General features: G+C 61.1%; 20 protein-coding genes. 18 read left to right on the top strand and 2 right to left on the bottom strand.

What is annotated here, in order from left to right; translation table 11 throughout:
• The 5 genes from GVL50_RS04745 to GVL50_RS04765 form a co-directional block, all read left to right on the top strand.
• Positions 1–5,695 (top strand): S-layer family protein (locus GVL50_RS04745; protein WP_159811935.1); only part of this gene is annotated, 5,695 nt, incomplete at its 5' end.
• 46 nt (positions 5,696–5,741) lie between these two features.
• A complete protein-coding gene (locus tag GVL50_RS04750; protein WP_158830274.1) occupies positions 5,742–7,259 on the top strand; it encodes a TolC family protein in 1,518 nt (505 codons plus the stop codon).
• Positions 7,243–7,848, top strand: coding sequence for an adenylyl-sulfate kinase (cysC, locus tag GVL50_RS04755; protein ID WP_159811936.1), 606 nt, complete (start codon positions 7,243–7,245; stop codon positions 7,846–7,848). Before GVL50_RS04750 ends, cysC begins: the two co-directional genes overlap by 17 nt.
• On the top strand, positions 7,845–8,630 hold the full coding sequence (locus tag GVL50_RS04760) for an aspartyl/asparaginyl beta-hydroxylase domain-containing protein (protein WP_159812029.1): 786 nt from the start codon (positions 7,845–7,847) through the stop codon (positions 8,628–8,630). Before cysC ends, GVL50_RS04760 begins: the two co-directional genes overlap by 4 nt.
• On the top strand, positions 8,618–9,562 hold the full coding sequence (locus GVL50_RS04765) for a sulfotransferase family protein (RefSeq protein ID WP_159812030.1): 945 nt from the start codon (positions 8,618–8,620) through the stop codon (positions 9,560–9,562). The genes GVL50_RS04760 and GVL50_RS04765 overlap by 13 nt, the downstream gene beginning before the upstream one ends.
• An 80-nt stretch (positions 9,563–9,642) precedes the next feature.
• Here the strand turns inward: GVL50_RS04765 and GVL50_RS04770 are convergent, their stop codons facing one another.
• A complete protein-coding gene (locus GVL50_RS04770) occupies positions 9,643–10,401 on the bottom strand; it encodes a slipin family protein (protein ID WP_007917711.1) in 759 nt (252 codons plus the stop codon).
• 2 nt (positions 10,402–10,403) lie between these two features.
• Positions 10,404–10,934: an NfeD family protein gene (locus tag GVL50_RS04775; protein WP_159811937.1), complete on the bottom strand. Its 531-nt coding sequence runs from the start codon at positions 10,932–10,934 to the stop codon at positions 10,404–10,406.
• 173 nt (positions 10,935–11,107) lie between these two features.
• Here GVL50_RS04775 and GVL50_RS04780 point away from each other — a divergent pair, with 173 nt between their 5' ends.
• The 13 genes from GVL50_RS04780 to pgaB all read left to right on the top strand — a co-directional run bounded on the left by GVL50_RS04780 (position 11,108) and on the right by pgaB (position 24,988).
• Complete coding sequence (locus GVL50_RS04780; RefSeq protein ID WP_159811938.1) at positions 11,108–11,569, top strand: aminoacyl-tRNA deacylase; 462 nt, start codon at positions 11,108–11,110, stop codon at positions 11,567–11,569.
• Between the two features lie 157 nt (positions 11,570–11,726).
• On the top strand, positions 11,727–11,972 hold the full coding sequence (locus tag GVL50_RS04785; protein WP_159811939.1) for a DUF2789 domain-containing protein: 246 nt from the start codon (positions 11,727–11,729) through the stop codon (positions 11,970–11,972).
• A 92-nt stretch (positions 11,973–12,064) separates the two neighbouring features.
• Entirely contained in the window at positions 12,065–12,310 is a 246-nt protein-coding gene (locus GVL50_RS04790; protein ID WP_053116448.1) for a type II toxin-antitoxin system Phd/YefM family antitoxin, read from the top strand.
• Complete coding sequence (locus tag GVL50_RS04795; protein WP_159811940.1) at positions 12,300–12,581, top strand: type II toxin-antitoxin system RelE/ParE family toxin; 282 nt, start codon at positions 12,300–12,302, stop codon at positions 12,579–12,581. Before GVL50_RS04790 ends, GVL50_RS04795 begins: the two co-directional genes overlap by 11 nt.
• 144 nt (positions 12,582–12,725) lie before the next feature.
• Positions 12,726–13,154, top strand: a complete 429-nt coding sequence (locus GVL50_RS04800) for a MarR family winged helix-turn-helix transcriptional regulator (RefSeq protein ID WP_159812031.1) — start codon at positions 12,726–12,728, stop codon at positions 13,152–13,154.
• Positions 13,151–15,214, top strand: coding sequence for an FUSC family protein (locus GVL50_RS04805; protein ID WP_159811941.1), 2,064 nt, complete (start codon positions 13,151–13,153; stop codon positions 15,212–15,214). The genes GVL50_RS04800 and GVL50_RS04805 overlap by 4 nt, the downstream gene beginning before the upstream one ends.
• Positions 15,211–15,420, top strand: a complete 210-nt coding sequence (locus GVL50_RS04810; RefSeq protein WP_007917703.1) for a DUF1656 domain-containing protein — start codon at positions 15,211–15,213, stop codon at positions 15,418–15,420. Before GVL50_RS04805 ends, GVL50_RS04810 begins: the two co-directional genes overlap by 4 nt.
• Positions 15,417–16,319 (top strand): HlyD family secretion protein, encoded by a 903-nt coding sequence (locus GVL50_RS04815; RefSeq protein ID WP_053116451.1) that lies wholly within the window; start codon positions 15,417–15,419, stop codon positions 16,317–16,319. Before GVL50_RS04810 ends, GVL50_RS04815 begins: the two co-directional genes overlap by 4 nt.
• Positions 16,316–17,758 carry an efflux transporter outer membrane subunit gene (locus tag GVL50_RS04820; protein ID WP_053116452.1) on the top strand — a complete coding sequence of 481 codons (1,443 nt, stop codon included), beginning with the start codon at positions 16,316–16,318 and terminating at the stop codon, positions 17,756–17,758. The genes GVL50_RS04815 and GVL50_RS04820 overlap by 4 nt, the downstream gene beginning before the upstream one ends.
• A 93-nt stretch (positions 17,759–17,851) precedes the next feature.
• Positions 17,852–18,487, top strand: a complete 636-nt coding sequence (locus tag GVL50_RS04825) for a hypothetical protein (protein ID WP_053116453.1) — start codon at positions 17,852–17,854, stop codon at positions 18,485–18,487.
• A 248-nt stretch (positions 18,488–18,735) separates the two neighbouring features.
• Positions 18,736–20,241: a YdgA family protein gene (locus GVL50_RS04830; RefSeq protein ID WP_159811942.1), complete on the top strand. Its 1,506-nt coding sequence runs from the start codon at positions 18,736–18,738 to the stop codon at positions 20,239–20,241.
• Positions 20,242–20,497: 256 nt separating this feature from the next.
• Positions 20,498–22,978, top strand: coding sequence for a poly-beta-1,6 N-acetyl-D-glucosamine export porin PgaA (pgaA, locus tag GVL50_RS04835; protein WP_053116455.1), 2,481 nt, complete (start codon positions 20,498–20,500; stop codon positions 22,976–22,978).
• A gap of 12 nt (positions 22,979–22,990) precedes the next feature.
• Positions 22,991–24,988, top strand: coding sequence for a poly-beta-1,6-N-acetyl-D-glucosamine N-deacetylase PgaB (gene pgaB, locus GVL50_RS04840; protein WP_159811943.1), 1,998 nt, complete (start codon positions 22,991–22,993; stop codon positions 24,986–24,988).
• Position 24,989 lies beyond the last annotated feature (1 nt).

Here is a 24,989-nt window from a genome sequence, read left to right on the forward strand (position 1 = left end):
TGGCGGGGCTGGCGGTCGCGGCGTCGGCGCGATCTGGAACAACGGCGGCGTGGTGCTGATCACCGCGAGCAACTTTGCCGCGATCAGTGGCAACGGCGCTGCCAGCGGTGGCGGCGGTCTGTCGAACGGAGGCTCGACGGGTACAACGCCGAGTGCGCTGGTGGGCATCTACAACAACGGCGGTACGCTGAACACCGCTTACGTGGAACCACCGACTGCCACCATCGTGGTCGCCGACACCGCGTTGAAAATCGGCGAAACCTCGCTGGTGACCATCACCTTCAGCCGCGCAGTAAAAGGTTTTACCAACGCCGACCTGACCATTGCCAACGGCACGCTGACCAATGTGTCCAGCGCCGACGGCGGTATCACCTGGACGGCAACCTTTACGCCTACCAACAACATTACCGACACCACCAACCTCATCACCCTCGACAACACCGGGGTGACGGCGGTGTCCGACAGCGTGGCTGGCGTCGGCACCACCAATTCCAACAATTACGCGATCGATACCCAACGTCCGACCGCAACCATCGTGATGGCAGACACTGCCCTGAAAATCGGCGACACCTCGCTGGTGACCATCACGTTCAGCGAGGCGGTGAGCGGTTTCACCAACGCCGACCTGACCATTGCCAACGGTACGCTGACCAACGTCAGCAGCGCCGACGGCGGCATCACCTGGACGGCGACGTTCACCCCGAACGCGAGCATTACCGATGCCACCAACCTGATTACCCTGGACAACACCGGGGTGGCGGATCTGGCCGGCAACGCCGGCAGTGGCACCACCGATTCGGCCAATTATGTGGTCGACACCGTACGACCGACAGCGACCATTGTCGTTGCCGACACCAATCTGGCGGCAGGCGAAACCTCTGTGGTGACCATCACCTTCAGCGAAGCGGTGAGCGGCTTCACCGCCGCCGACCTGACGGTGGTCAACGGCACCTTGACCGGACTGAGCAGCAGCGACGGCGGCATCACCTGGACCGCCACGCTGACGCCAACCACGAGCGTCACCGACACCACCAACCTGATCACTCTGAACAATACCGGGGTCAATGACCTGTCCGGCAACGCCGGCACTGGCAGCACCAACTCCAACAACTACGCGATCGACACCGCACGGCCGACGGCGACCATCGTGGTCGCCGATACCGCGCTGAAAATCGGTGAAACCTCGCTGGTGACCATTACTTTCAGTGAAGCGGTCAGCGGCTTCACCAACGCCGACCTGAGCATTGCCAACGGCACGTTGAGCGCAGTCAGCAGTGCGGATGGCGGCATCACCTGGACGGCGACGTTCACGCCGACCAGCAGCATCACTGACGCTACCAACCTGATCACCCTCAATAACACCGGGGTCGCGGATCTGGCGGGCAATGCCGGCAGCGGCACCACTGATTCCAACAATTACGCGGTCGACACCGTGCGGCCGACCGCCACCGTGGTGTTCACGCAGAGTACCTTGAAAATCGGCGACACCTCGCTGGTGACCATCACCTTCAGCGAAGCGGTCAGCGGTTTTACCAATGCCGACCTGACCATCGCCAACGGCTCCCTGACGGCGGTCAGCAGCGTGGACGGCGGCATCACCTGGACGGCAACGTTCACACCGAGCGCGAACATCACCGACGCCACCAACCTGGTGACACTGGACAACACCGGCGTCGCCGACCTGGCCGGCAATGCCGGCAGTGGCACCACCGATTCGAACAACTACAGCATCGACACCCAGCGGCCGACCGCGACCATCGTCGTCGCCGATCCCGCGCTGAGCGCCGGCGAAACGACACTGGTGACCATTACCTTCAGCGAAGCGGTCAGTGGTTTCACCAACGCCGACCTGACCGTCCCCAACGGCACGCTCACGCCGGTCAGCAGCGCCGATGGCGGTATCACCTGGACGGCGACCTTCACGCCGACCGGCGGGATCAACGACACCAGCAACATCATCACCCTGGCCAACACCGGTATCGCTGACCTGGCCGGGAACGCCGGCACGGGCACGACCAACTCCGGCAACTTCACCATCAACACCGTGGCGCCAACCGCGACCATCGTCGTCGCGGACAACAGCCTGACCATCGGCGAAACGTCGCTGGTGACCATTACCTTCAGCGAAGCCGTCACTGGTTTCAACAACGCCGACCTGACGATTGCCAACGGCACGCTGACGGCGGTGAGCAGCAGCGACGGCGGTATCACCTGGACGGCGACTTTCACCCCGACCAGCAACAGCACGGACGCGAGCAACCTGATCACCCTCGACAACAGCGGTGTGCAGAACGCCGTTGGCAACGCCGGCAATGGCACCACCAACTCCAACAATTACGCCATCGACACCCAGCGCCCGACCGCCACCGTGGTGCTCGCCGATTCAGCGCTGGGCGTCGGCCAGACCACTACCGTGACCATCACCTTCAGCGAGGCCGTCAGCGGTTTTACCCTGGCCGACCTGACCGTGGCCAACGGCACGCTCTCCGGGCTGAGCACCTCGGACAACATCACTTACACGGCGACGTTCACTCCATCGGCGGGCATCACCGACACCAGCAACATCATCACCCTGGACAACACCGGCATCACTGACATCGCGGGCAATTCCGGCAGCGGCACCACCGATTCGGCCAACTACGTGATCGACAGTCAGCGCCCGACCGCCACCATCGTCATCAGTGATACCGATCTGCGTCCCGGTGAAACCGCGCTCGTCACCATTACTTTCAGTGAGGCGGTCAGCGGATTCGACAACAGCGACCTGAGCGTTGCCAACGGTACGCTGAGCAATGTCTCGTCGAGCGACGGCGGCATCACCTGGACGGCCACCTTCACGCCGACCATCGGCGTCAGTGACGCCACCAACCTGATCGTGCTGAACAACGCTGGCATCAGCGATCTGGCGGGCAATGCCGGCAGCGGCATCACCAACTCGGCCAACTATGCGGTGCAGACCGAAGTGCCAACCGCGACCATCGTCGTCGCGGACAACAGCCTGACCATCGGCGAAACGTCGCTGGTGACCATTACCTTCAGCGAAGCCGTCACTGGTTTCAACAACGCCGACCTGACGATTGCCAACGGCACGCTGACGGCGGTGAGCAGCAGCGACGGCGGTATCACCTGGACGGCGACTTTCACCCCGACCAGCAACAGCACGGACGCGAGCAACCTGATCACCCTCGACAACAGCGGTGTGCAGAACGCCGTTGGCAACGCCGGCAATGGCACCACCAACTCCAACAATTACGCCATCGACACCCAGCGCCCGACCGCCACCGTGGTGCTCGCCGATTCAGCGCTGGGCGTCGGCCAGACCACCACCGTGACCATCACCTTCAGCGAGGCCGTCAGCGGTTTGACCCTGGCCGACCTGACCGTGGCCAACGGCACGCTCTCCGGGCTGAGCACCTCGGACAACATCACTTACACGGCGACGTTCACTCCATCGGCGGGCATCACCGACACCAGCAACATCATCACCCTGGACAACACCGGCATCACTGACATCGCGGGCAATTCCGGCAGCGGCACCACCGATTCGGCCAACTACGTGATCGACAGTCAGCGCCCGACCGCCACCATCGTCATCAGTGATACCGATCTGCGTCCCGGTGAAACCGCACTCGTCACCATTACTTTCAGTGAGGCGGTCAGCGGATTCGACAACAGCGACCTGAGCGTTGCCAACGGTACGCTGAGCAATGTCTCGTCGAGCGACGGCGGCATCACCTGGATGGCCACCTTCACGCCGACCATCGGCGTCAGTGACGCCACCAACCTGATCGTGCTGAACAACGCTGGCATCAGCGATCTGGCGGGCAATGCCGGCAGCGGCATCACCAACTCGGCCAACTATGCGGTGCAGACCGAAGTGCCGACCGCGACCATCGTCGTCGCGGATACCGCGCTCAAGGCCGGCGAAACCTCGACGGTGACCATCACCTTCAGCGAGGCCGTCAGCGGTTTCACCAATGCGGACCTGACCATCGCCAATGGCACCCTGAGTAACGTCACCTCCAGTGACGGCGGCATCACCTGGGCGGCGACACTCACGCCGACCGCCAACATCACCGACACCACCAACCTGATTACCCTCGACAACAGTGGCGTGACCAACGCCTCCGGCAACAGCGGCGTCGGCACCACCGCTTCGAACAATTTCGCCATCGACACGGCGCTGCCGACCGCGACCATCGTGGTCGCCGACAATCGCCTGGGCATCGGTGCAACCACCACGGTGACCATCACCTTCAGTGAAGCGGTCAGCGGTTTTGACCTGTCGGACATCAGCGTCGCCAACGGCACGCTGGCGAACCTGACCAGCAGCGATGGCGGCATCACCTGGACCGCCACGCTGACACCGACGGCCAACGTCAACGACACGACCAACCTGATCATCGTCGACACGGCCGGTGTGCAGGATCTGGCCGGCAACCTCGGCGCGAGCATTGCGATTTCCAACAACTACGCGCTCGACGCGACCCGGCCGACGGTGAATATCGTGGTCGCCAATCCCCACTTGGGCATCGGCCAGACCACCACGGTGACGTTCACCTTCAGCGAGGCGGTGAGCAACTTCGACCTGTCCGACCTGAGCGTGACCAATGGCGATTTGAGCAACCTGAGCAGCAGCGATGGCGGCAAGACCTGGACCGCGACCTTCACGCCGACGGCCAATGTCACCGACCCGAGCAATTTCATTGCGCTCGACACCAGCAATGTCACCGATCTGGCCGGCAACGTCGGCAGCACAGTGGCGGTGTCGAACAACTACGCGCTCGACAGCGAGCGGCCGAGTGCGACGGTCGTCATTGCCAACCCGAACATCGGCATCGGTCAGACCTCGCAGGTGACCATTACTTTCAATGAGGCGGTCAGCGGTTTCGATCTGTCAGACATCGCGGTGGCGAACGGCACCTTGTCCAACCTGAGCAGCAGCGACGGCGGCAAGACCTGGACCGCCACCCTGACACCAAACGCCAACGTCAACAGTGCGAACAACGCGATCAGCGTCAACAGTGCCGGGGTCAGTGATGCGTCCGGCAACAGCGGCAGCGGTGTCAGCAGTTCCAACAACTACGCGATCAATACGGTGCCGGTGGTCGTGCCGCCCACCGTGCCAACTGTGCCGACCACGCCGACTAGTGTCGTGATCCCGGATCCGTTGGTTCGCAGCAGCGACCCGGTGGTGCCGGCACCGCCACCGAACGTGCCGCTGCAGCCGTTCATCTTCACTCCACCAACCGGCGAGCTCGGTTCACCGCTGACCTTTGCGCCGCTGTTCGAACAACGGGTGATCGGCAACGGCATTCGTCCGCTTGGCGATATTTTCATCAATCACGGTGCCCTCAGCCGCAGTTACATCGCGCAAGTGTTCAGCAGCAGTGACAGCAGCGGCGATGGCTCCGGCCACGGGTTCCTCGGTTTTGGCGGTGGTGATGGCGGCGTATTCGCCAGCAGCACACTGGCGAGCCTGTTCAGTCAGGACCGTGCTGCCGAGAGGGATGCGCTGAACGCATTCGGCAGCCAGTCGCTCAAGGCCGGCGATATTTCCCAAGGCCTGCGCGGTGTGTTTGGCGCGCCGACACTGGGGCAACAACTACAACAACTCAAAGACACCGAGCAGCACCGGGTCGACAACCTGGCGGCAGCGCTGCAACAGGTCGGCATCAGCGAAATGTCGGCCTGAACTCACCATTACTCAACACTGTGCAGGACCTAGGGGCGATCCAGGGATGAAGAAAAGTCAGAAGTTGTTCGGCGCCAGCCTGCTGGCGCTGGCGATCAGCGGATGTGCAGTGACCAGTGACCCGATTGAACGCAGCGTCAGCGAGCAGCGCGCCAAAAGCGATCTGCAAGGCATGTACAAGGATCAGGAACCGCTGCGCGGCCCGTTGACCCTGCACCAGGCCATGGCCCGCGCGGTGAAATACAACCTCGAAGGTCGCTTGAAGATCATGGAGGAAGCGCTGGCCAAGCGGCAGCTCGACCTCGCCAGTTTCGACATGCTGCCGCGCATGGCGCTGGACGCCGGGTACGTCGGGCGCAACAACGTCAACGCCTCCAGCAGCCAGAGTGTGCGCACCGGCACCCAGTCTCTTGAACCATCGACCTCGCAGGACCGTGACCGCGACGTTGCCGACCTGACCATGGTCTGGAACGTCCTCGACTTCGGCGTCAGCTACATCAGCGCCAAGCAGCAGGGTGACCAGCGCCTGATCGTTCAGGAACGGCGCCGCAAGGTGATCAACACCATCGTCCAGGACGTACGTTCGGCCTATTGGCGAGCGATGGCCGCCGAGCGTCTGCTCAAACAAATCGACAGCCTGATGGCGCGTGTGCAGACCGCCCGCGACAACAGCCAGACCCTGAGTGATCAGCGTATTGGTGATCCGGTGCAATCGCTCGGTTATCAGCGTTCGCTGATCGAAGCGACCCGCCAACTGGAAGAGCAGCGCCGCGCGTTGTCGCTGGCGAAAACCGAACTGGCCACCCTGATCAACCTGCCGCTGGGCACCAACCTGACCTTGGCCACTGATGACGGTTATCAGATTCCCGAGCTCAAGGTCGATCTGGCGAAACTGGAGCAGGAAGCCCTGACCAGTCGCCCGGAACTGCGCGAGCAGGACTACCAGACGCGCATCAGCGCTGCCGAAACCCGCAAGGCCATGCTGCGCCTGCTGCCAGGCCTGGAGTTTTCCGCCGGTGGCCATTACGACAGCAACTCGTTCCTCGTCGAACAGGGCTGGGCCGATTACGGCGTGAAAATCACCTGGAACCTGTTCAACGTGATCTCCGCACCCGCTGCAATCAACGTCGCCAAGGCCGGTGAAGAAGTCGCCACCGCGCGGCGTCAGGCGATGTCGATCGCGGTGCTCGCGCAGCTCTATGTGGCCAACGCCAACTATCAAGAAGCGTTGCGCCAGTTCAAGACCAATCAGCAATTGTCGGACATCGACGGACAAATCGTCGGCCAGTTGCGCAACCGTCATCAGGCAGCAGGGATCGGTGAGCTGGAACTGATTCAGGGCGAGCTGAACAACCTGCAAGCGGATCTGCGCCGCGACCTGTCGTACGCTGATCTGCGCAATGCTTATGGCCAGATCTTCGCCAGTGCCGGCCTCGATCCGCTGCCGGATCAAGTGCAGTCGACCGAAGTGCAGTCGATTGCCACCGCGCTGGCCAACCGTGAATCGGCATGGGCGGCGGGGGATATCTCGACGCCAGTGGTGGCGCATGCTCCGGCACAGTGATGTGCTGGCGCCGAGCGCCAGTGTCAGCCGCACCCAACGCGAGGTTCGAAATGGGCATCGCGGTGCAGCGATTCTGTTGACCGGCCTGCCGGCGGCGGGCAAGTCGACATTGGCGCAGGCGCTGCACGCCGAGTTGTTCGGGCGAGGTTTGCAAAGCGTGGTACTGGATGGTGACGGTTTGCGCATCGGGCTCAATCGGGATCTGCGATTCACCGACGCTGATCGCCAGGAAAATATTCGTCGCGCCAGCGAGCTCGCCGCGTTGCTGGTGGAAAACGGGCAAATCGTGATTTTGGCGATGATTGCGCCACTGGTTGAGCTACGTGAGGTGTTCGCGCAACGGTTAGGTGAGGACTATCGCGACGTTTGGTGCAGCGCCTCTCTGGCTGTTTGCGAACAGCGCGACCCGAAAGGATATTACGCACGGGCGCGACGCGGTGACCTCGCTGGATTTACCGGAGTGTCGGCACCGTATCAGCCGCCAACGCAGGCGTCGCTGGTGCTCGACACCGGTGCGCAAACGGTCGAAGCCTGCCTTGATCGATTGCTGACCTGGCTCGGCGAGTGCGCGGTGTTGCCCAGGACATGAGCCGGCCGGCGTTCTCGCGTTTGCCGGTGACGGTGGATTTGCCGCTGTTGCTGCAAGCGCTGGCGGCGATTGCCGACGACGCCTGGCGCAGTCACTTCAACACCGAGTATTTTTCGGGTGACTGGAGTGGCGTCGCGCTGATTTCGGCAGCCGATGCGTTGACCGAACTGTCGCCCGGGCGCGGTGCTCCGCAGCAACGCGCGCCGTGGCTGGACGATGATCGCTGGCGCCAGGGCCTGCGCGATTTGCCGCTGGAGATCGTCAGCGCGCGCTTGCTGCGCCTAGGCCCCGGTGGACAGATTCACGAGCATCGCGATTATGACCTCGATGGCCCCGACGCCGATCGGCGCCTGCACATCCCATTGCTCAGCCCGCCGCATGTCGATTTCTGGCTCGACGGTCAGCGCATGCCCATGCAGGCGGGCGAATGCTGGTTTCTCGACCTTGCCCGTCGGCACCGTGTGGATAACCGTGACACGTCGGCGCGGGTGCATCTGGTCATTGATTGCCGGCCGGGTGCCTGGCTTGATCAGATGATCGACCAAGGCCTGTCGAGCACGCCTCAACCCGGTGTGGCGGATACCGCGTTGCAACGTTTTCAGCGGCTGGTGAGCGAGGACGTCGCGCTGGCTCTGGCCTTGCGCACGCTGGACGATCCTGAGGTATTCATCAGTCAGGCACGGGCACTCGCTGCTGAACGTGGCTTGAGGTTTTCTCGCGAGGAACTGCTTGCGGCGATGCGCAATGGTCGTCGGCAATGGCACGAACAATGGAGTGCTTGAGCTTCGACGGCTGGTTGCCGATTCGTGTCTGGCCGGTCGACGGGCAGTGGCGGGTGGATTGGTGCTGGTTCGGTGACACGCCGTTGCATCAGCCGTTTTTTCGCGAGGCGGTCGATGACGCGTTGCGGCTGCCGTTCAATCAGGCGTTTCGGCGGCAGACGTCATTGGCGGCACTCACCGAATGGCAAGCGCAGAGCCCGGGAATCGCCCCGAGTGCATTCATTCTGCACGCTTCGCGCTGCGGTTCGACCTTGCTCAGTCAGATGCTCGCGCAACTCGACGATTACATCGTGGTGTCGGAACCGCCACCGCTGGATGCGTTGCTGCGCGGTGATTTGCCTGATGCCGAACGCCGGGCCGCCATCGTCGGCTTGCTCTCGGCGTATGGTCAGCGCCGACGCGGTGTTGAACAGCGTTTAGTGGTCAAACTTGATGCCTGGAACATCGGTGAATGGCCGCTGTTGCAGACCTGTTTCCCGGACACGCCGTGGCTTTTTCTCTATCGTGATCCGCTGGAAATTGCTGTTTCCCATCTGCGCCGTCCGGGCATGCACATGGTGCCGGGCATGCTCGGTGATTGCGTATTGGAGGATGGGTTGCAGTTCGAGGGCCGTGAAGATTTTATCGCGCGGCGTTTGGGGCGGTTGTTGGAGGCGGGGTTGCTGCATTGCCGTGGTTCCGGCGGTTTGGCGGTTAATTACAGTGAGTTGCCTGATGCGATGGCTGGGCGCTTGGTGCGGTTCTTTCGATTGAATGATGTGCAGACTCAGCAGGTGTTTGCCGCTGCCGCGCAGCATGCGAAACAGCCTTCGCAAGTGTTTGTTGCCGATGCTGAAGACAAACGCCGCGAGGCTTCGGCGCTGTTGCAGGCGCGTGTGCAAACGTGTGCGCGAGCGCCCTACGAAGCTTTGGAAAAATTGCGTGGTGCCTGAAAAGATCGCAGCCTTCGGCAGCTCCTACATTGGAACGTGATCCCCTGTAGGAGCTGCCGCAGGCTGCGATCTTTTGCTCCTCAGGACTTGCCGGACAAATCCGCCATGCCCTTGAGCAACTCGATCGGCAACGGAAAGACAATCGTCGAACTCTTGTCGCCGGCAATCGAACTCAGCGTCTGCATATACCGCAACTGCATCGCCCCAGGCTGACGCCCGAGCATTTCCGCAGCCTGCATCAGTTTTTCCGACGCCTGCAACTCACCTTCAGCGTGGATCACCTTGGCCCGCCGTTCCCGCTCGGCTTCGGCCTGTTTGGCGATGGCGCGCACCATCGATTCATTAAGGTCGACATGTTTGATCTCGACGTTGGCGACCTTGATTCCCCAGGCATCGGTCTGCGCATCGAGCACTTGCTGGATGTCGATGTTCAATTGCTCACGTTCGGCCAGCAATTCATCCAGTTCATGTTTACCGAGCACCGCGCGCAAAGTGGTCTGCGCCAATTGGCTGGTGGCCGACAGATAATCCTCAACCTGAATAATCGCTTTCTGCGGATCGAGTACGCGGAAATACAACACCGCGTTGACCTTCACCGACACGTTGTCGCGAGTGATCACGTCCTGCGGCGGTACGTCGAGCACAACGGTGCGCAGGTCAACCCGAACCATTTGCTGCACCACCGGAATCAGCAGGATCAGCCCCGGGCCTTTGACCTGCCAGAAACGTCCGAGCTGGAACACCACACCGCGCTCGTATTCACGCAGGATGCGGAACGTCGAGCCGGCGAGGGCAATGACTAACAACAGCAGCGCAACAAAACCGATTTGCAGACCCATGATCACTCTCCGAGCGGCGCCGCGTCAGTCGCGGCCACTTCCAGCATCAATCCCTTGCGACCCACCACACGCACCGATTGCCCGGTGTGCAGCGGAGTCGCGCTGAGCACTTGCCAGCGTTCGCCTTGCAGTTGAATCCAGCCGTTACGCGCATCGCCCGGTTGTACGGTGGTGATCGCAGTCACGCTGCCAAGCAATCCGGCATCGCCACTGACGGCGTGGCGCGGGCGGGTTTTCAGGGCGCGGATTACTAAAGCGATCAACAGGAGAGCGCTGATCAATCCGAGGCCGATCATCATCGGCACCGGCAGTTCGGCGTTGCTCAGAATCAGCGCGCCGATGACGAACATGATGATCCCGCCCAGACCGATCACCCCGTAGTTGGGCAGCGCGGCTTCGGCGATCAGGAGCACGATCCCCAGCGTGATCAGCCACAGACCGACCGGGCTCATCGCTGACAATGAGGTGTCGGCGGCGAGGGCGGATGCGCTTGTCAGCAGGAGCAAGGCGAAGGCACAACATCGGCTGTTCACGTGACTCTCCATGAGCGTCAGTGGCGGGTTCTTTCAGTCTAGTTGAGGGTTGCTCTGGATGAATTTTGATCAATGTGCGGATGTGTCCGGTGAGCGGATTTCCCTTCGTCAGCGGCCCGTCGAACTAGACTCAAAACACAGCAACCACCTTCCGCGCGACACCGAGGTGCATCATGCGAATGGCAAAAAAGGTGCAAAGCAGCCTGACCCGGGCGCATTGCGAATATGACGTCGTTGCTCATCGACATTCATCGAGCAGCCTGGAAACCGCGCGCGTCGCCGGCGTGCCAGCGGAACGGGTGGCCAAATCGATCATCCTCGACGACCGCCACGGGCATTACCTGATGGCCGTGCTGCCGGCCAGTCGTCATCTGGACTTGAGCAAAGTGCGCAACAGCGGCGAATGGCAACTGACCCGCGAAAGCAACCTGGCGCACATCTTCGACGACTGCGAACGCGGCGCGGTACCGCCGCTGGGTGACTCGTACGGGCTGGACATGGTCATCGACCCGTTGCTGACGCGGCAGAAAGATATTTATCTGGAGGCGGGCAACCACAATTATCTGCTGCACATGAGCATGCCGGAGTTTCTGAAAATGGTGCCGCATGCTGAGGTGCGGGAGTTGAGTCATTAGGATTTTGTGGCGTTTTCATTGACGCCTTCGCGGGCAAGCCTTGCTCCTACAATGGTTTTTGGGTGTCCAGTGATTGTGTGGCCGCCACAGCCTTTGTAGGAGCAAGGCTTGCCCGCGAATGATCTTCCAATCACCGCTAATTCCAAGGATCACTGCAATGGAAAACCCAAACCACAGCCTCCCATCCCTGTTCAAACAGCTGGGCCTGGACAACGACCCGGTCAGCATCGACCAATTCATCGCCACCCATTCCCCGCTTAAACCCGAGCTGCACTTGGCCGATGCGTTCTTCTGGACGGAGAGCCAGTCGCAGTTTTTACGGAACGAGATTCTGGAGGATGCCGATTGGGCGGAGGTGGTGGATCAGTTGAATGTGATGTTGCGCAAGGGGCGCCAGGGCTAGTACCGGTGACCTCTGGTCATTCAACACAAAGCCATGGTTGTTGCAGTTAAAAAAATAGACCAAAATCACGACCTCAATTGAGGTCTTTTATTATGCAAAGTGTTCTCGCCGACATGGCTGTCAGTGTTTCCGAGTTAAAGAAAAACCCTTCTGCCGTTCTGAACGGCGCGCATGGCGGAGCTGTGGCGGTTCTCAACCACAATCGCGTTATGGGCTACATGGTTCCAGCGGATGTGTACGAAGCAATGATGGAGCGGCTTGATGATCTGGAGCTTGCTGAAATCGTTCGCGCCCGCAGTCACGAGACGCCTATTTCGGTAAGCCTGGATGACTTATAAGCTCGAATTTCTGCCATCTGCTCACAAAGAATGGAACAAGTTGGGTCATACGCTACGAGAGCAATTCAAAAAGAAGCTGGGCGAACGCTTGAATCTGCCTAGAGTCCCTGCCGATGCGCTGCATGGGATGCCGGACTGTTACAAAATCAAATTGAAGGCTTCCGGCTATCGCTTGGTTTATCCAGTGATCGACGAGCGCGTGGTCGTTTCCGTTGTTGCGGTCGGCAAACGGGAACGCAGTAGCGTTTATGAGAATGCTAAAAAACGCTGAGTGATTTTTTTCGGAGAGATTTTCTCCGCCCGAATAGGCAATTTGTTTCAAAACTTGACTGAAATTCCCCTCCAATGCGATATTGATAGTTAGCAAGCTAACAGTGTGCATTTCTCCGTGCCCGATTCCCTCGACGCTCTCCAGATGAACATCAGCAGTGCCATGGTGGTGGCCGCCAGGCATTGGCGGAAGATCTGCCAGACCACGCTGGTCAACTATGGAATCTCCGAAGCCTGCGCCGTGCCGCTCTTGATGATCGGGCGTTTGGGCGAGGGTGTGCGGCAGGTGCAGGTGGCGCAGGCGGCCGGGATGGAGAGTCCGTCGCTGGTGCGTCTGCTCGATCAGTTGTGTCATTCGGGTTACGTCTGCCGTACCGAAGATGCCCACGATCGCCGCGCCAAGTGCTTGAGCCTGACCGACTCCGGTCGTGAACTGGTGCAAGCGGTGGAGATCGAACTGGTGCGTCTGCGTCATGAAGTGCTTGAGGGCATCGACCAGAGCGATCTGGAAGCTACGCTTCGGGTACTCAGAGCTTTTGAGGCGGCCAACCCGCCATTGGTGGTTAATTCTTGAACGGTTTTTTCTCCGGCATTCCGCCGGCCCGGGACTGGTTCTACGGGGTGCGGACTTTTGCAGCGTCGATGATCGCGCTGTACATCGCCTTGCTTATGCAAATGCCGCGTCCGTATTGGGCGATGGCAACGGTGTACATCGTCTCCAGCCCGTTCCTCGGCCCGACCAGCTCGAAAGCGTTATACCGTGCGATTGGCACCTTTCTCGGCGCTGCGGCGGCGGTGTTTTTCGTGCCGATGTTCGTGCAGAGCCCGTATGTATTGGTGGTGGTCATCGCGCTGTGGACGGGGATTCTGTTGTTCATGTCCCTGCATTTGCGCACCGCCAACAGCTACGCATTGATGCTCGCCGGTTACACGTTGCCGCTGATTGCCTTGCCGGTGGTGGATAACCCGCTGGCGGTGTGGGACGTGGCCGAGGCGCGTACTGAGGAAATTTTCCTCGGCATCGCCGTCGCCGCCGTGGTCGGTGCGATGTTCTGGCCGCGACGCTTGGCGCCGGTGTTCAACGACGCCGTGAGCAAGTGGTTCGCCGACGCAACCACCTACAGCCTGAAATTCCTCAGTCGCGACGTGCAGCCCGAAGAAGTCACCGCGCTGCGCATGGCCATGGTCGCCAACTTCAACAGCCTCGAATTGATGATCGGCCAGTTGCCCCACGAAGGCTCGCGACCGCAAACCGTGCGCAACACCAAAGAATTGCGCGGGCGGATGATTCATCTATTACCGGTGATCGATGCGCTGGAAGATTCGCTCTACGCCCTCGAACGGCGCACGCCTGAGCTGGTGGAAAAATTCGAACCGCTGCTCGTCGCGACCCGCGAATGGCTCGGTCATGAAGACGCCGATCTCGACCGCTGGCAAGCGCTGAAAGATCAGCTCGAAGCCCTGCAACCGAGTGCCGAAGCACTGGAAGATCGCCGGCAACTGTTGTTCTCCAACTCGATCTACCGGCTCGGTGAATTCATCGATTTGTGGCAGGACTGCCGCAGCCTGCAGGACGCGATTGTCTGCGAGCGCCAAGACAACTGGCGCGCGGTTTACCGCCATTGGCGACTGGGTCGGCTGACGCCGTTTATCGACCGTGGGCTGATGCTCTACTCGGTGGCCTCGACCATTCTGGCGATCATCACCGCCTCGGTGCTGTGGATTCTGCTCGGCTGGCCGGACGGCGGCAGCGCGGTGATTCTGGCGGCGGTGGCGTGCAGTTTCTTCGCCTCGATGGACGACCCGGCGCCGCAGATTTACCGGTTCTTTTTCTGGACCGGCATGTCGGTGTTGTTCGCCAGCCTTTATCTGTTTTTGATTCTGCCCAACCTGCACGACTTCCCGATGCTGGTGCTGGCGTTTTCCATCCCTTTTATCTGCGTCGGCACGTTGACGGTGCAGCCGCGCTTCTACCTCGGCATGCTGCTGACGCTGGTCAACACCTCGTCGTTCATCAGTATTCAGGGGGCTTACGACGCGGACTTTTTCGCCTTCGTGAACTCCAACCTGGCGGGGCCGATCGGTCTGCTGTTCGCGTTTATCTGGACGCTGGTGGCGCGCCCGTTCGGTGCCGAATTGGCAGCGAAACGCCTGACCCGTTTCAGCTGGAAAGACATCGTGCACATGACCGAGCCGGCCAACCTTGCCGAGCACCGCAAATTGGGTGTGCAGTTGCTCGATCGGCTGATGCAGCACCTGCCGCGTCTGGCCCTCACCGGCCAGGACACCGGCATCGCCATGCGCGAAGTGCGCGTCGGTCTGAACCTGCTCGATTTGCTCGCCTACACGCCACGGGCGACTGGCGCGCCGAACGCTTTGTTGCAGCAAGTGGTCAGTGAAGTCGGTGAGTATTTCCGCGCTTGCCTCAAGGCCGGCGAACGCTTGCCGGCGCCTGCGCCTTTGCTGATGACTCTGGATCGCACCCGCCGCGCACTCAATGGCCACGGCGATGATGAAACCCGGCTAAACCTGTTGCACGCCTTGAGCGGTTTGCGTCTGGCGTTGCTGCCCGGCGTCGAATTCGTTTCCAGCGCCGAGCCCGAAGAACCGCTGCCCGATGGAGCGCCCCTATGATCGGTGATCTGGACATCAGCGGCATTTTCCTGCCGACCTTGCTGGTGTTGATGGGCATCACTTATGTGCTGTTTTTGTTGGTGCATGCCGTGCTTACGCGCGTGCACTTTTACCGTCTGGTCTGGCACCGGGCATTGTTCAACGTGGCGCTCTACGCGGTACTTCTGTACGGCGTGGACTCACTCAGTCGATACCTGATGACATGAAAAAACCGTTTTTGACCATCGGTCGCGTGGTACTGACCCTGCTGATCGTGACTTTTGCCGTTGTCCTCGTCTGGCGCATGGTGATGTATTACATGTTCGCGCCGTGGACCCGTGACGGCCACATTCGCGCCGACATCATCCAGATCGCCCCGGACGTGTCCGGGCTGATCCAGCAGGTTGAAGTGAAAGACAACCAGTTGATCAAGCGCGGCCAGGTGCTGTTCAGCATCGACCAGGATCGCTTCAAACTGGCCCTGCGTCAGGCCAAAGCGGCTGTGGCTGATCGCGAAGAAACCCTCGCTCAGGCTCAGCGCGAAGCCAAACGTAACCGTGGCCTCGGTAACCTGGTGCCGGCCGAGCAACTGGAAGAAAGCCAGTCGCGTGTGGCCCGTGCGCAATCGGCACTGGCCGAAGCCACAGTTGCGGTGGACAGCGCTCAGCTCAACCTCGACCGTTCGGTGATTCGCAGCCCGGTCGACGGTTACGTCAACGACCGCGCGCCGCGTCCGCAGGAATTCGTCACCGCCGGGCGCCCGGTGTTGTCGGTGGTCGACAGCAACTCGTTCCACATCGACGGTTATTTCGAAGAGACCAAACTCGACGGCATTCATGTCGGCCAGTCGGTGGATATCCGTGTGATCGGCGACCGTGCGAAATTGCGCGGACATGTCGAAAGCATCGTCGCGGGCATCGAAGACCGCGACCGCACCAGCGGCAGCAACCTGCTGCCGAACGTCAACCCGGCCTTCAGTTGGGTACGGCTGGCGCAGCGGATTCCAGTGCGGATTGCCTTTGATGACGTGCCGGAAGATTTCCGCATGATCGCCGGGCGCACTGCCACGGTATCGATCATCGAAGACTCAAAGGTCGACGATAAAAAGCAGGAGCCCGCGCAATGAGCAGGGCCCTGATGATCGCCGGGTTGGGCGTGATGTTGTCGGCGTGCCAGATGGTCGGGCCGGACTATCACGTGCCTGAGAATTCGGCGGTTCAGCGCAAGGACTTTCAGGGCGAACTGGCCGTCGACGGTAAGCCTGTGGTCTCGGCGCCGGTGCCGGCGGATTGGTGGCGACTGTATAAAGACCCGCGCCTCGATCAACTGGTGCAGCAAGCGATGGCGTCCAACACCGATCTGCGTGTTGCGGCGGCTAATTTGCAACGCGCCCGCGCTCAGGTCGATGAAGCCGAAGCGGCCGGTGGCTGGAGCGCTGGCGTGAAAATGGGCGCCGAGCGTTTGCAGGAATCCGGACAGGCGTTTTTGCTGCCGGAAAAAGTCCCGGTGGCCAATATCGGTGACATCGGCATCAGCGCTTCTTACCAATTCGATCTGTGGGGCACCTTGCAGCGCGGCATCGAAGGCGCCAAGGCCAACGCCGATGCCACTCAAGCCGCCGCTGACACCGCACGCATCACCTTGGTCGCGGACGTGGTTCGCGCTTACACACAGGTCTGCGCGGCCAACGAAGAACGCGAAATCGCTCAGCATTCCCTCGACCTGCAATCGCAAGGCACCACGCTGATCCAGCGTCTGCGCGACGCCGGCCGTGGCGACGAAACCCAGGTCACCCGTTCGCAAACCCAATTCAAATCCCTGCGCGCTGACATGCCGCGCTATGAAGCGGCGCGTCAGGCCGGGTTGTTCCGACTGTCGATGCTGCTGGCGAAACCGGTCGATCAATTGCCAGCAGGCACCGCGACCTGCGCCGAGCTGCCGAAAATCGCTCAACTGGTGCCGGTCGGTGACGGTGCCGCACTGCTCAAACGTCGTCCGGACATTCGTCAGGCTGAACGACGTCTGGCCGCCGCGACTGCCGGAATCGGCGTCGCCACTGGCGAGTTGTACCCGGACATCAGCATCGGCGCGACCATCGGCACCGTCGGCATCATCGACGACCTCGGTGATCCGTCGACCAATCGCTGGGGTTTCGGCCCGTCGCTGAGCTGGAAAGTGCCGACCAACGGCGCCCGTGCGCGCATCCGTGAAGCCGAAGCGACCACCCAAGGCGCGCTGGCGCACTTCGACGGTGTGGTGCTCAACGCCATTCGCGAAACCCAGACCGGCCTCGCGCAGTACAGCGCGCTGCTGCAACGCCGCGATGCACTGGCCGATGCCGAGCAGTCGGCGAAACTCGCCGCCGACCAGACGCACCGCTTCTTCCAGGCCGGCCGCGAGTCGTTCCTGGCGGATCTGCAAGCGACCCGCACCTACACCGATGTCACCGCGCAACTGGCCGCCGCCAACACTCAAGTTGCCATGAGCCAGATCGATTTGTTCCTCGCCCTCGGCGGCGGTTGGGAAAGCGGACGAACGCACGCTCCAAGCCCCGGCAAACCCTGAGGCCGTTGCTATGCTTTGAAGTGTTGGAAGGGCGCCCCGTGCAAAGCACCCTTCCAGCGCACATTGCTAGCGCTGGTCTAGGGGAAACCAATAATGAAAAACCCTTACGCTCTCGGCTTCTGGTGCGCCCTCGCAGCGCTGGTGCTGCTGTCGGCCACCTATTTCTACGGCATCATGCTGGCCCACCAGATCGACAAGGCCATGATCTTTCTCGACAGCGTGACGGCGCTGATCGCGGTCATGGCGATCGTCGGTGTGGCGTGGGCGTCGATCCAGGTTCAGCGGGTGAAAAAGCGCCAGCTCGAACAGGGCAAGACGCGGGTGCTGATCTGGGACACCAAAGTCGCCCTGCGCCGGGTCGAAACCGTGTTCGACCGGTATTTCTGGGGCAGCTACTGGCAACCGGGCCGAACGTTCGCCGAAGTCATGGGCGAACTCACCGGCACGCCGCTGGAAAAAAGCCTCGAAGCGCTGAAAAAACAGTGCCTGGAACTCGACAAACAGATTGATGGCGAGGGCTGGCACTGGCTCAACAACGCCCGCGAACTCTCCGATGTCGCCACGGCCATGGCCCGTGAGCGTTATCAGCTGGATTTCTGCGACCCCCGGGCCGATGGGCCGGGTGGGGCGGTGATTGATCGGGATTTTGAAGTGCTTGTTTATACTTGGACTGCGCGGCTGAAGAGCTTTGATCATCAGTTGGATGAGATTGAGGTTCAGTATTCCTGAACAGCAAAAGATCGCAGCCTGCGGCAGCTCCTACATTGGAACGCGTTTCCCTGTAGGAGCTGCCGCAGGCTGCGATCTTTTTGCTTGCCCGAGTGTCCATAGACACTCTTTCACCTTTAATCATTGGGTCACTTCCCGCGCCCGGTGCTAATCTCCACCGCTGAATTAAGCGGAGTCGAGCCGCAACCCGGTCACGGGTTCAGGGAAGACGACCACACTCACAGCCACGGAAATCGATCAGGTCATTCATGAATAAATCAGCAGGCGTGCTTCTCGGAATTGTTGTTGCCATCGGTGCGATCAGCGTGGGCGGGGCCTGGTACACCGGGACCAAAATCGAAGGCGTGTTGAACGACGCCGTCAGCAACGCCAACAAAGAACTGCAAACCGCCATGGCCGGCTCCAACGGCACCGCGTCGCTGGAACTGGTGTCGCTGGATCGCCACACCTTCACCAGCACCGCGCACTATCGCCTGAAAGGTGAAGGCGAGATGTTCGGCGACGCGCCGGTCGAGCTGCTCTTCGTTGACCACATCGAACACGGCCCGCTGCCGTTCTCGCGTCTGCTGTCGCTGAAATGGCTGCCGGTCATGGCCACCAGCAACTACGAGCTGGAAAAGAACGCCGCCACCGAAAAATGGTTTGCCGCGACCAAAGGCGCCGCGCCGCTCAAAGGCGTGACCAGCATCGGCTACGACGAATCGACCAACAGCACCCTCGAACTGGTGCCGTTTGAAACCGCGCTGGACGACAAATCGAGCCTGAAATTCTCCGGCCTGAACATGGACATCGCCGCCAACGCCAAGGCGCAGAAGGTCAAGGCCAACGGCTACATGGACAACCTGAAACTGGTGACCGTGGCTGAAGATCAGGCGCCGGTACAGATCGAGCTCAACGGTCTGACCCTGGCCAGCAACCTCGCCAAAAGCACCTACGGCTACTACACCGGCGAAAACACCATCGAGCTGACCAGCAGCAAATCGACCTTCGGGCCGAAGCAGTCGGTGCTCGGCGTGAAGAACTTCGAAATGAAGAACCTCACCGAAGAAAACGGCAGCAACGCCTCCGGCCGCGCCGACTACAAGATTGGCGAAGTGTCGTTCAACGACAAGAAAATCGGCTCGGCGAACCTGGCCATGAGCCTGAAAAACCTCGACATCCCGTCGACCCTGTCGTTGATGCAGATCTACCAGACCAAGCTGCAGCCGTACGAAAAAGCCGCCGCCGAGGCTGCCGCGCAAGGCTTGCCAGCGCCAGAGCTGAACCTGACCGAAGCGGAAGACGCGCAAGTCAAAGCCGATCTGCAAAAACTGCTGGCTGCCGGCCCGCAATTTGCGCTGGAAAACCTCTCGTTCAACACCGCCAACGGTGAGAGCAAGGCCAATCTGGTCATCGACCTGACCAAGCCGCAATCGATGGATCTGCCACCGGATCAACTGGCCAAACAACTGATCGCGCTGCTCGACCTGAACATTCAGGTGTCGAAGCCGATGCTGATCGATCTGCTCAGCGTGCAGGCGCAACTCGACGGCCAGACCGATGCTAAAGCGATCGTTGATCAGTCCAAGGAAGCGGCCGACATGTTCGCCGGCATGGCGGTCGGTTCGCAGTTGGCCGTCGTCGACGGCAGCAACGTCGTGACCAAGCTGCATTACGCGGCCAATCAGGTCGAATTCAACGGCCAGAAGATGACCGTTGAGCAGTTTGTCGGCTTCCTGATGAGCAAGTTCGCCGGCGTCACGCAAGTGCAGTAATTCTGCGCGCTTAATAGCAACGCCCGGCCTCTGTACCGCACAGACGCCGGGCGTTTTGCTGTCTGGGGTTTGGGTTTTTGACTTTTCGGCAGAACCGCCATGGCGATTCTGAACAATTATTGTGTTCTCGATATTGGTCTACGCTTGCATGCAAGACTGCCTGACTAAGCTTGGCCGAGGCTGTCAGTTTCGGCCACCGTTACGAATGGGCAAGGAGGGCATTGCGACCCGGCTGGCCATGTAAGGATGCTGACGAATGCCGCGTATTGATGTTCCCGTATTGCATCGTGGTTTACGCCCGTTGTTCCGTGTCGCGCTGTGCAGCCAATTGCTTTGGCCGGTCATGGCGTTTGCCGACACACCCTATGATCAGATGGTGCGCGATGCCCGTGCCGGGCAGTACACGCCTGCGCTGACGGTGTTGCGTCAGGTACCGCCGGGTCAGTCGACCACCGGGCAGATCAGCGATCACCTGCAAATCGCCAGTTGGGCCGGGCTCGACGCTGAAGTTGTGCAAGTCTATGAAACCCAGGGCCGCGACCGCGTGCTGCCGGTGCAGGCACTGACCGCCACCGCGCGTGCTTATCGCAACCTCAAGCGTTGGGATCAGGCGACTCAGGTCTACAACAAGGCCCTCGCGCTGGAGCCGGATAACGCCGACCTGCAACTGGGCCTGGCCCTGACGCAAGCGGATGGCGGTAAACCCGACCAAGCCGTGACGCGCGCCCAAGCGCTGGTGGCTGCCAAACCCGATGACCCTGCACGCCGCCTCGCGCTGGGCTACGCACTCAATCGCGCGGGCAAACAGTACGACGCGCTGTTCGAATACGATCAGGCTTTTATTCGCGCCGGCAACAAACCGGAAGTTGCCCGTGAATATGTGGTCGCGCTGCAAAAGGCCCGTCTGCCAGAGCCCGCGCTGCGCCTGGCCAATCAACGTCCGGGACTGATTGATCCGGTCACGCTGCGTCGCCTCGAAGGTGATCTGGCCGCTGAGCGTGTGCGTCTCGCCGAAATGGCCAGTCGCAGCGAAAAGGAACGCTATGTCATCGCCGATCGTGCGCTGGCTGACTACGACAAACTCCTCGCCACCTGGACGCCGGACGCCAGCGCCAAGGAAGACGTGACCCGCTGGCGCATCGACCGCATGGGCGCGCTCAAGGCCCGCGCGCGCACCGCCGACGTCATCGCCGAATATCAGAAACTGCAAGCCGAAGGCGTGCAGATTCCGACCTACGCATTGCGTTGGGTCGCGGCGTCTTATCTCGATCAGCGTGAGCCGGAAATCGCCACCGACCTGTATCGCCAAGTGCTCGCCGCGCCGGACGCCGACGTCGGCAACCGCCTCGAAGACAGCACCGCGCTGTATTACGCGTTGCTGGAAAGTGACCGTGCCGACGAGGCGCGCAAAGTCGCCGAAGACGCCGCCAAATCGCAGCGTCCGCGCATCGAGCTAAAGGGCTTGCCAGTCGGCAACCCGAACGATGAATGGATGGACGCGCAACAACTCGCAGCGCAGGCCGGCACCTACAGTTCCGATCTGCCCCACGGCGAACAAAGCCTGCAGACGTTGGTCGATCAGGCGCCGGGCAATACCGGTTTGCGTCTGGCCCAGGCCGATTTGTACCTGGCCCGCAACTGGCCACGCCGCGCAGAAATGCAGCTCAAGGAAACCGAGAGCATGGTGCCGCGCGACATGGGCCTGGAAATCGGTCAGGCGCACACCGCGATGGAATTGCAGGAATGGCGGCAGATGGATGCGCTGACCGATGACGTCGTCGCACGTTATCCGGACAACCGCCAGGTGCAGCGTCTGGCCCGTGAGCGTGAAGTTCACGACATGTCCGAACTGCGTGTCGAAGCCTACGGCGGCAAGGCCAACGGTGGCGGCAGCAGCGGTGCCGGTGCGGTCAGTGGCAGCCGCGATTTCGGTATTCAAAGCACGATTTACAGCCCGCCGATTGATGAGGATTGGCGTGTGTTTGCGGGCGTCGGTTACGCCACCGGTGATTTTGCCGAAGGCACCGGCAACCATCGCTTCCAGCGTGTCGGTCTGGAACGGCGCACCCGCGACATGACCCTCGAAGCCGAAGTCTCCAATCACGATTACGGCTACGGCGACAAACAGGGCGCGCGTCTGGCGATCGCCCGCGACATCAACGACCACTGGCAGTACGGCGGCAGCCTTGAATACCTCTCGGCGGAAACACCGCTGCGCGCGCTCAACAGCGACATCAAGGCCAACGGCGGCAGCGGTTTCATCCGCTGGCGCGCCAACGAAAGCCGCGAGTGGCGTCTGTCGGTGAGCCCGTCGCACTTCAGCGACGGCAACGACCGCGTCGAGGCCTTGCTCACCGGCCGCGAGGGCGTTTACAGCGCGCCGAACATTCAGGTCGATGCCGGTCTGGAAGTCGGCACCAGCCACAACTCGAAATCCGATGACGTGCCGTACTTCAACCCGAAATCTGACTTCAGCGTGATGCCGCTGGTCAACGTCAATCACGTCCTCTACCACCGCTACGAAACGTCCTGGAGTCAGCAATTCCAGGCCGGCGCGGGGACGTATAGCCAGCGTGATCACGGCACCGGCGGCATGGCCTTGCTCGGCTACGGCCAACGCTATGCCTGGAACGACGTGTTCGAGGTGGGCGGTTTGTTCAGTGTGATCAACCGGCCTTACGACGGTGATCGGGAGACCGATCTGCGTCTGCTCGTCGACCTCACTTTCCGCTTCTAGAAGAGTTTGAAGATGCCTTTGATTTCGCGTTTCATCCTTCTGCTGGGAGTGCTGTTGATCAGCGCTTGCGCCCAGCAAGCTCCGGCCTTCGCGCCGCCGTCCGAGCGTCCGGTCGCGGCCAGCGAAAAACCGTGGCCGAAAAACCACGTACTCGGTATCGCCTACCACGATATCGAGGATCGCGATCCCGATCAGGCCGTGGTAGCGGTGCGCACCGAGCGCATGATCGAGCAACTCGCCTGGCTGCGTGAGAACGGCTACAAACCGGTCACGGTCGACCAGATCATGGCCGCGCGCAAGGGCGGCCCGGAGCTGCCGGCGAAAGCGATTCTGCTCAGCTTCGACGATGGTTATTCGAGCTTCTACACCCGCGTGCTGCCGGTGTTGCGCGCCTATAACTGGCATGCGCTGCTGGCGCCAGTCGGCAGCTGGATCGACACGCCGCTGAATCAGCCGGTGGATTTCGCCGGCACGCCGCGTGCGCGTTCTGATTTCCTCACTTGGGATCAGGTGCGCGAAATCTCGAAATCCGGTCTGGTGGAAATCGCTGCGCACACCGACGCCAACCACAAAGGCATTCTGGCCAACCCGCAGGGCAACATGCAGCCTGCCGCCGCGACCCGTCGCTACGATCCGGTGACCAAACGTTATGAATCCGAGGCCGATTTTCAGGCGCGGATCCGCACTGACGTGAACAACATCTCGGAGAAAATCCGCAAGGTCACCGGCAAGAAACCACGGGTCTGGGTCTGGCCGTACGGCACGGCGGACGGTACTTCGCTGACCGTGGTCGGTGAGCAGGGCTATGAAATGGCCCTGACCCTCGATGACGGCCTCGATACCCTCGACAACCTGATGAGCAGCCCGCGCTTCCTCGTCGCCTCCGATCCTGACGGCGAGCATTTCGCCAACAGCGTCGTCGCGGTGCAGTCCGATTTCGCCATGCGCGTGGTGCACGTCGATCTGGACAACGTCTACGACCCGGATCCGGCGCAACAGGACATCAACCTCGGCAAACTGGTGCAGCGCATGGCTGACCTCGGGGCCAACACGGTGTTCCTGCAAGCCTTTGCCGATCCGAAGGGCGATGGCCTGGTGCATTCGCTGTACTTCCCCAACCGTCATTTGCCAGTGCGCGCCGACCTGTTCGACCGCGTCGCCTGGCAACTGCGTACTCGCGCTCACGTGAAAGTCTTCGCGTGGATGCCAGTGCTGAGTTTCGGCCTCGATTCGAAGCTGCCGCGGGTGACGCGCTGGGATCCGAAAACCGGCACCACGTCGGTCGATCCGGATCAGTACAAACGCCTGTCGCCGTTCGATCCGGAAGTGCGGCGGATCATCGGTGAAATCTACGAAGACGTGGCGCGACTGACCTCGGTCGACGGCATTATTTATCACGACGATGCGGTGCTCTCGGATTTCGAAGACGCCGGCCCGCAGGCGCTGAAGGTCTACGCCGCCAATGGTTTGCCGGGTTCGATCGCCGCACTTCGCGATGATCCGGCGGCGATGCAGCGCTGGACGCGTTTCAAGAGCAAATACCTCATCGATTTCACCAACGAGCTGACTGCCAAAGTCCGCGCTATTCGTGGCCCGCAGGTGCAGACCGCGCGCAATATTTTCGCCGAGCCGATGATCAATCCGGCCAGCGAAGCGTGGTTCGCGCAGAACCTCGACGACTTCCTCGCGACTTACGACTGGACCGCGCCAATGGCCATGCCGTTGATGGAAAAACAGACGCAGGCGCAGTCCGGCCCGTGGCTGGAAGCGCTGGTCGAAATCGTCAAAAAACGTCCCGGGGCACTGGATCGCACCGTGTTCGAATTGCAGGCGCGGGACTGGACGAAAAAAGACCAGGCCGACATTGACGCAGCGGTGATGGCGGACTGGATGGGCCGTCTCAAGCGTCAGGGCGCGACCAGTTTCGGTTACTACCCGGACAACTTCCTCGACAACCTGCCAGACCTGAAAATCGTAAGGCCTGCACTCTCCAACAAATGGAATCCATAAC

Source organism: Pseudomonas sp. 18058, assembly GCF_902706155.1.
GTDB lineage: Bacteria > Pseudomonadota > Gammaproteobacteria > Pseudomonadales > Pseudomonadaceae > Aquipseudomonas > Aquipseudomonas rustica.

Coding starts and splice junctions, on each gene's coding strand:
- GVL50_RS04750 (WP_158830274.1), top strand. CDS start 5,742: ATGAAGAAAAGTCAGAAGTTGTTCGGCGCCAGCCTGCTGGCGCTGGCG.
- cysC (WP_159811936.1), top strand. CDS start 7,243: ATGCTCCGGCACAGTGATGTGCTGGCGCCGAGCGCCAGTGTCAGCCGC.
- GVL50_RS04760 (WP_159812029.1), top strand. CDS start 7,845: ATGAGCCGGCCGGCGTTCTCGCGTTTGCCGGTGACGGTGGATTTGCCG.
- GVL50_RS04765 (WP_159812030.1), top strand. CDS start 8,618: ATGGAGTGCTTGAGCTTCGACGGCTGGTTGCCGATTCGTGTCTGGCCG.
- GVL50_RS04770 (WP_007917711.1), bottom strand. CDS start 10,401: ATGGGTCTGCAAATCGGTTTTGTTGCGCTGCTGTTGTTAGTCATTGCC.
- GVL50_RS04780 (WP_159811938.1), top strand. CDS start 11,108: ATGCGAATGGCAAAAAAGGTGCAAAGCAGCCTGACCCGGGCGCATTGC.
- GVL50_RS04785 (WP_159811939.1), top strand. CDS start 11,727: ATGGAAAACCCAAACCACAGCCTCCCATCCCTGTTCAAACAGCTGGGC.
- GVL50_RS04790 (WP_053116448.1), top strand. CDS start 12,065: ATGCAAAGTGTTCTCGCCGACATGGCTGTCAGTGTTTCCGAGTTAAAG.
- GVL50_RS04795 (WP_159811940.1), top strand. CDS start 12,300: ATGACTTATAAGCTCGAATTTCTGCCATCTGCTCACAAAGAATGGAAC.
- GVL50_RS04800 (WP_159812031.1), top strand. CDS start 12,726: ATGAACATCAGCAGTGCCATGGTGGTGGCCGCCAGGCATTGGCGGAAG.
- GVL50_RS04810 (WP_007917703.1), top strand. CDS start 15,211: ATGATCGGTGATCTGGACATCAGCGGCATTTTCCTGCCGACCTTGCTG.
- GVL50_RS04815 (WP_053116451.1), top strand. CDS start 15,417: ATGAAAAAACCGTTTTTGACCATCGGTCGCGTGGTACTGACCCTGCTG.
- GVL50_RS04820 (WP_053116452.1), top strand. CDS start 16,316: ATGAGCAGGGCCCTGATGATCGCCGGGTTGGGCGTGATGTTGTCGGCG.
- GVL50_RS04825 (WP_053116453.1), top strand. CDS start 17,852: ATGAAAAACCCTTACGCTCTCGGCTTCTGGTGCGCCCTCGCAGCGCTG.
- GVL50_RS04830 (WP_159811942.1), top strand. CDS start 18,736: ATGAATAAATCAGCAGGCGTGCTTCTCGGAATTGTTGTTGCCATCGGT.
- pgaA (WP_053116455.1), top strand. CDS start 20,498: ATGCCGCGTATTGATGTTCCCGTATTGCATCGTGGTTTACGCCCGTTG.
- pgaB (WP_159811943.1), top strand. CDS start 22,991: ATGCCTTTGATTTCGCGTTTCATCCTTCTGCTGGGAGTGCTGTTGATC.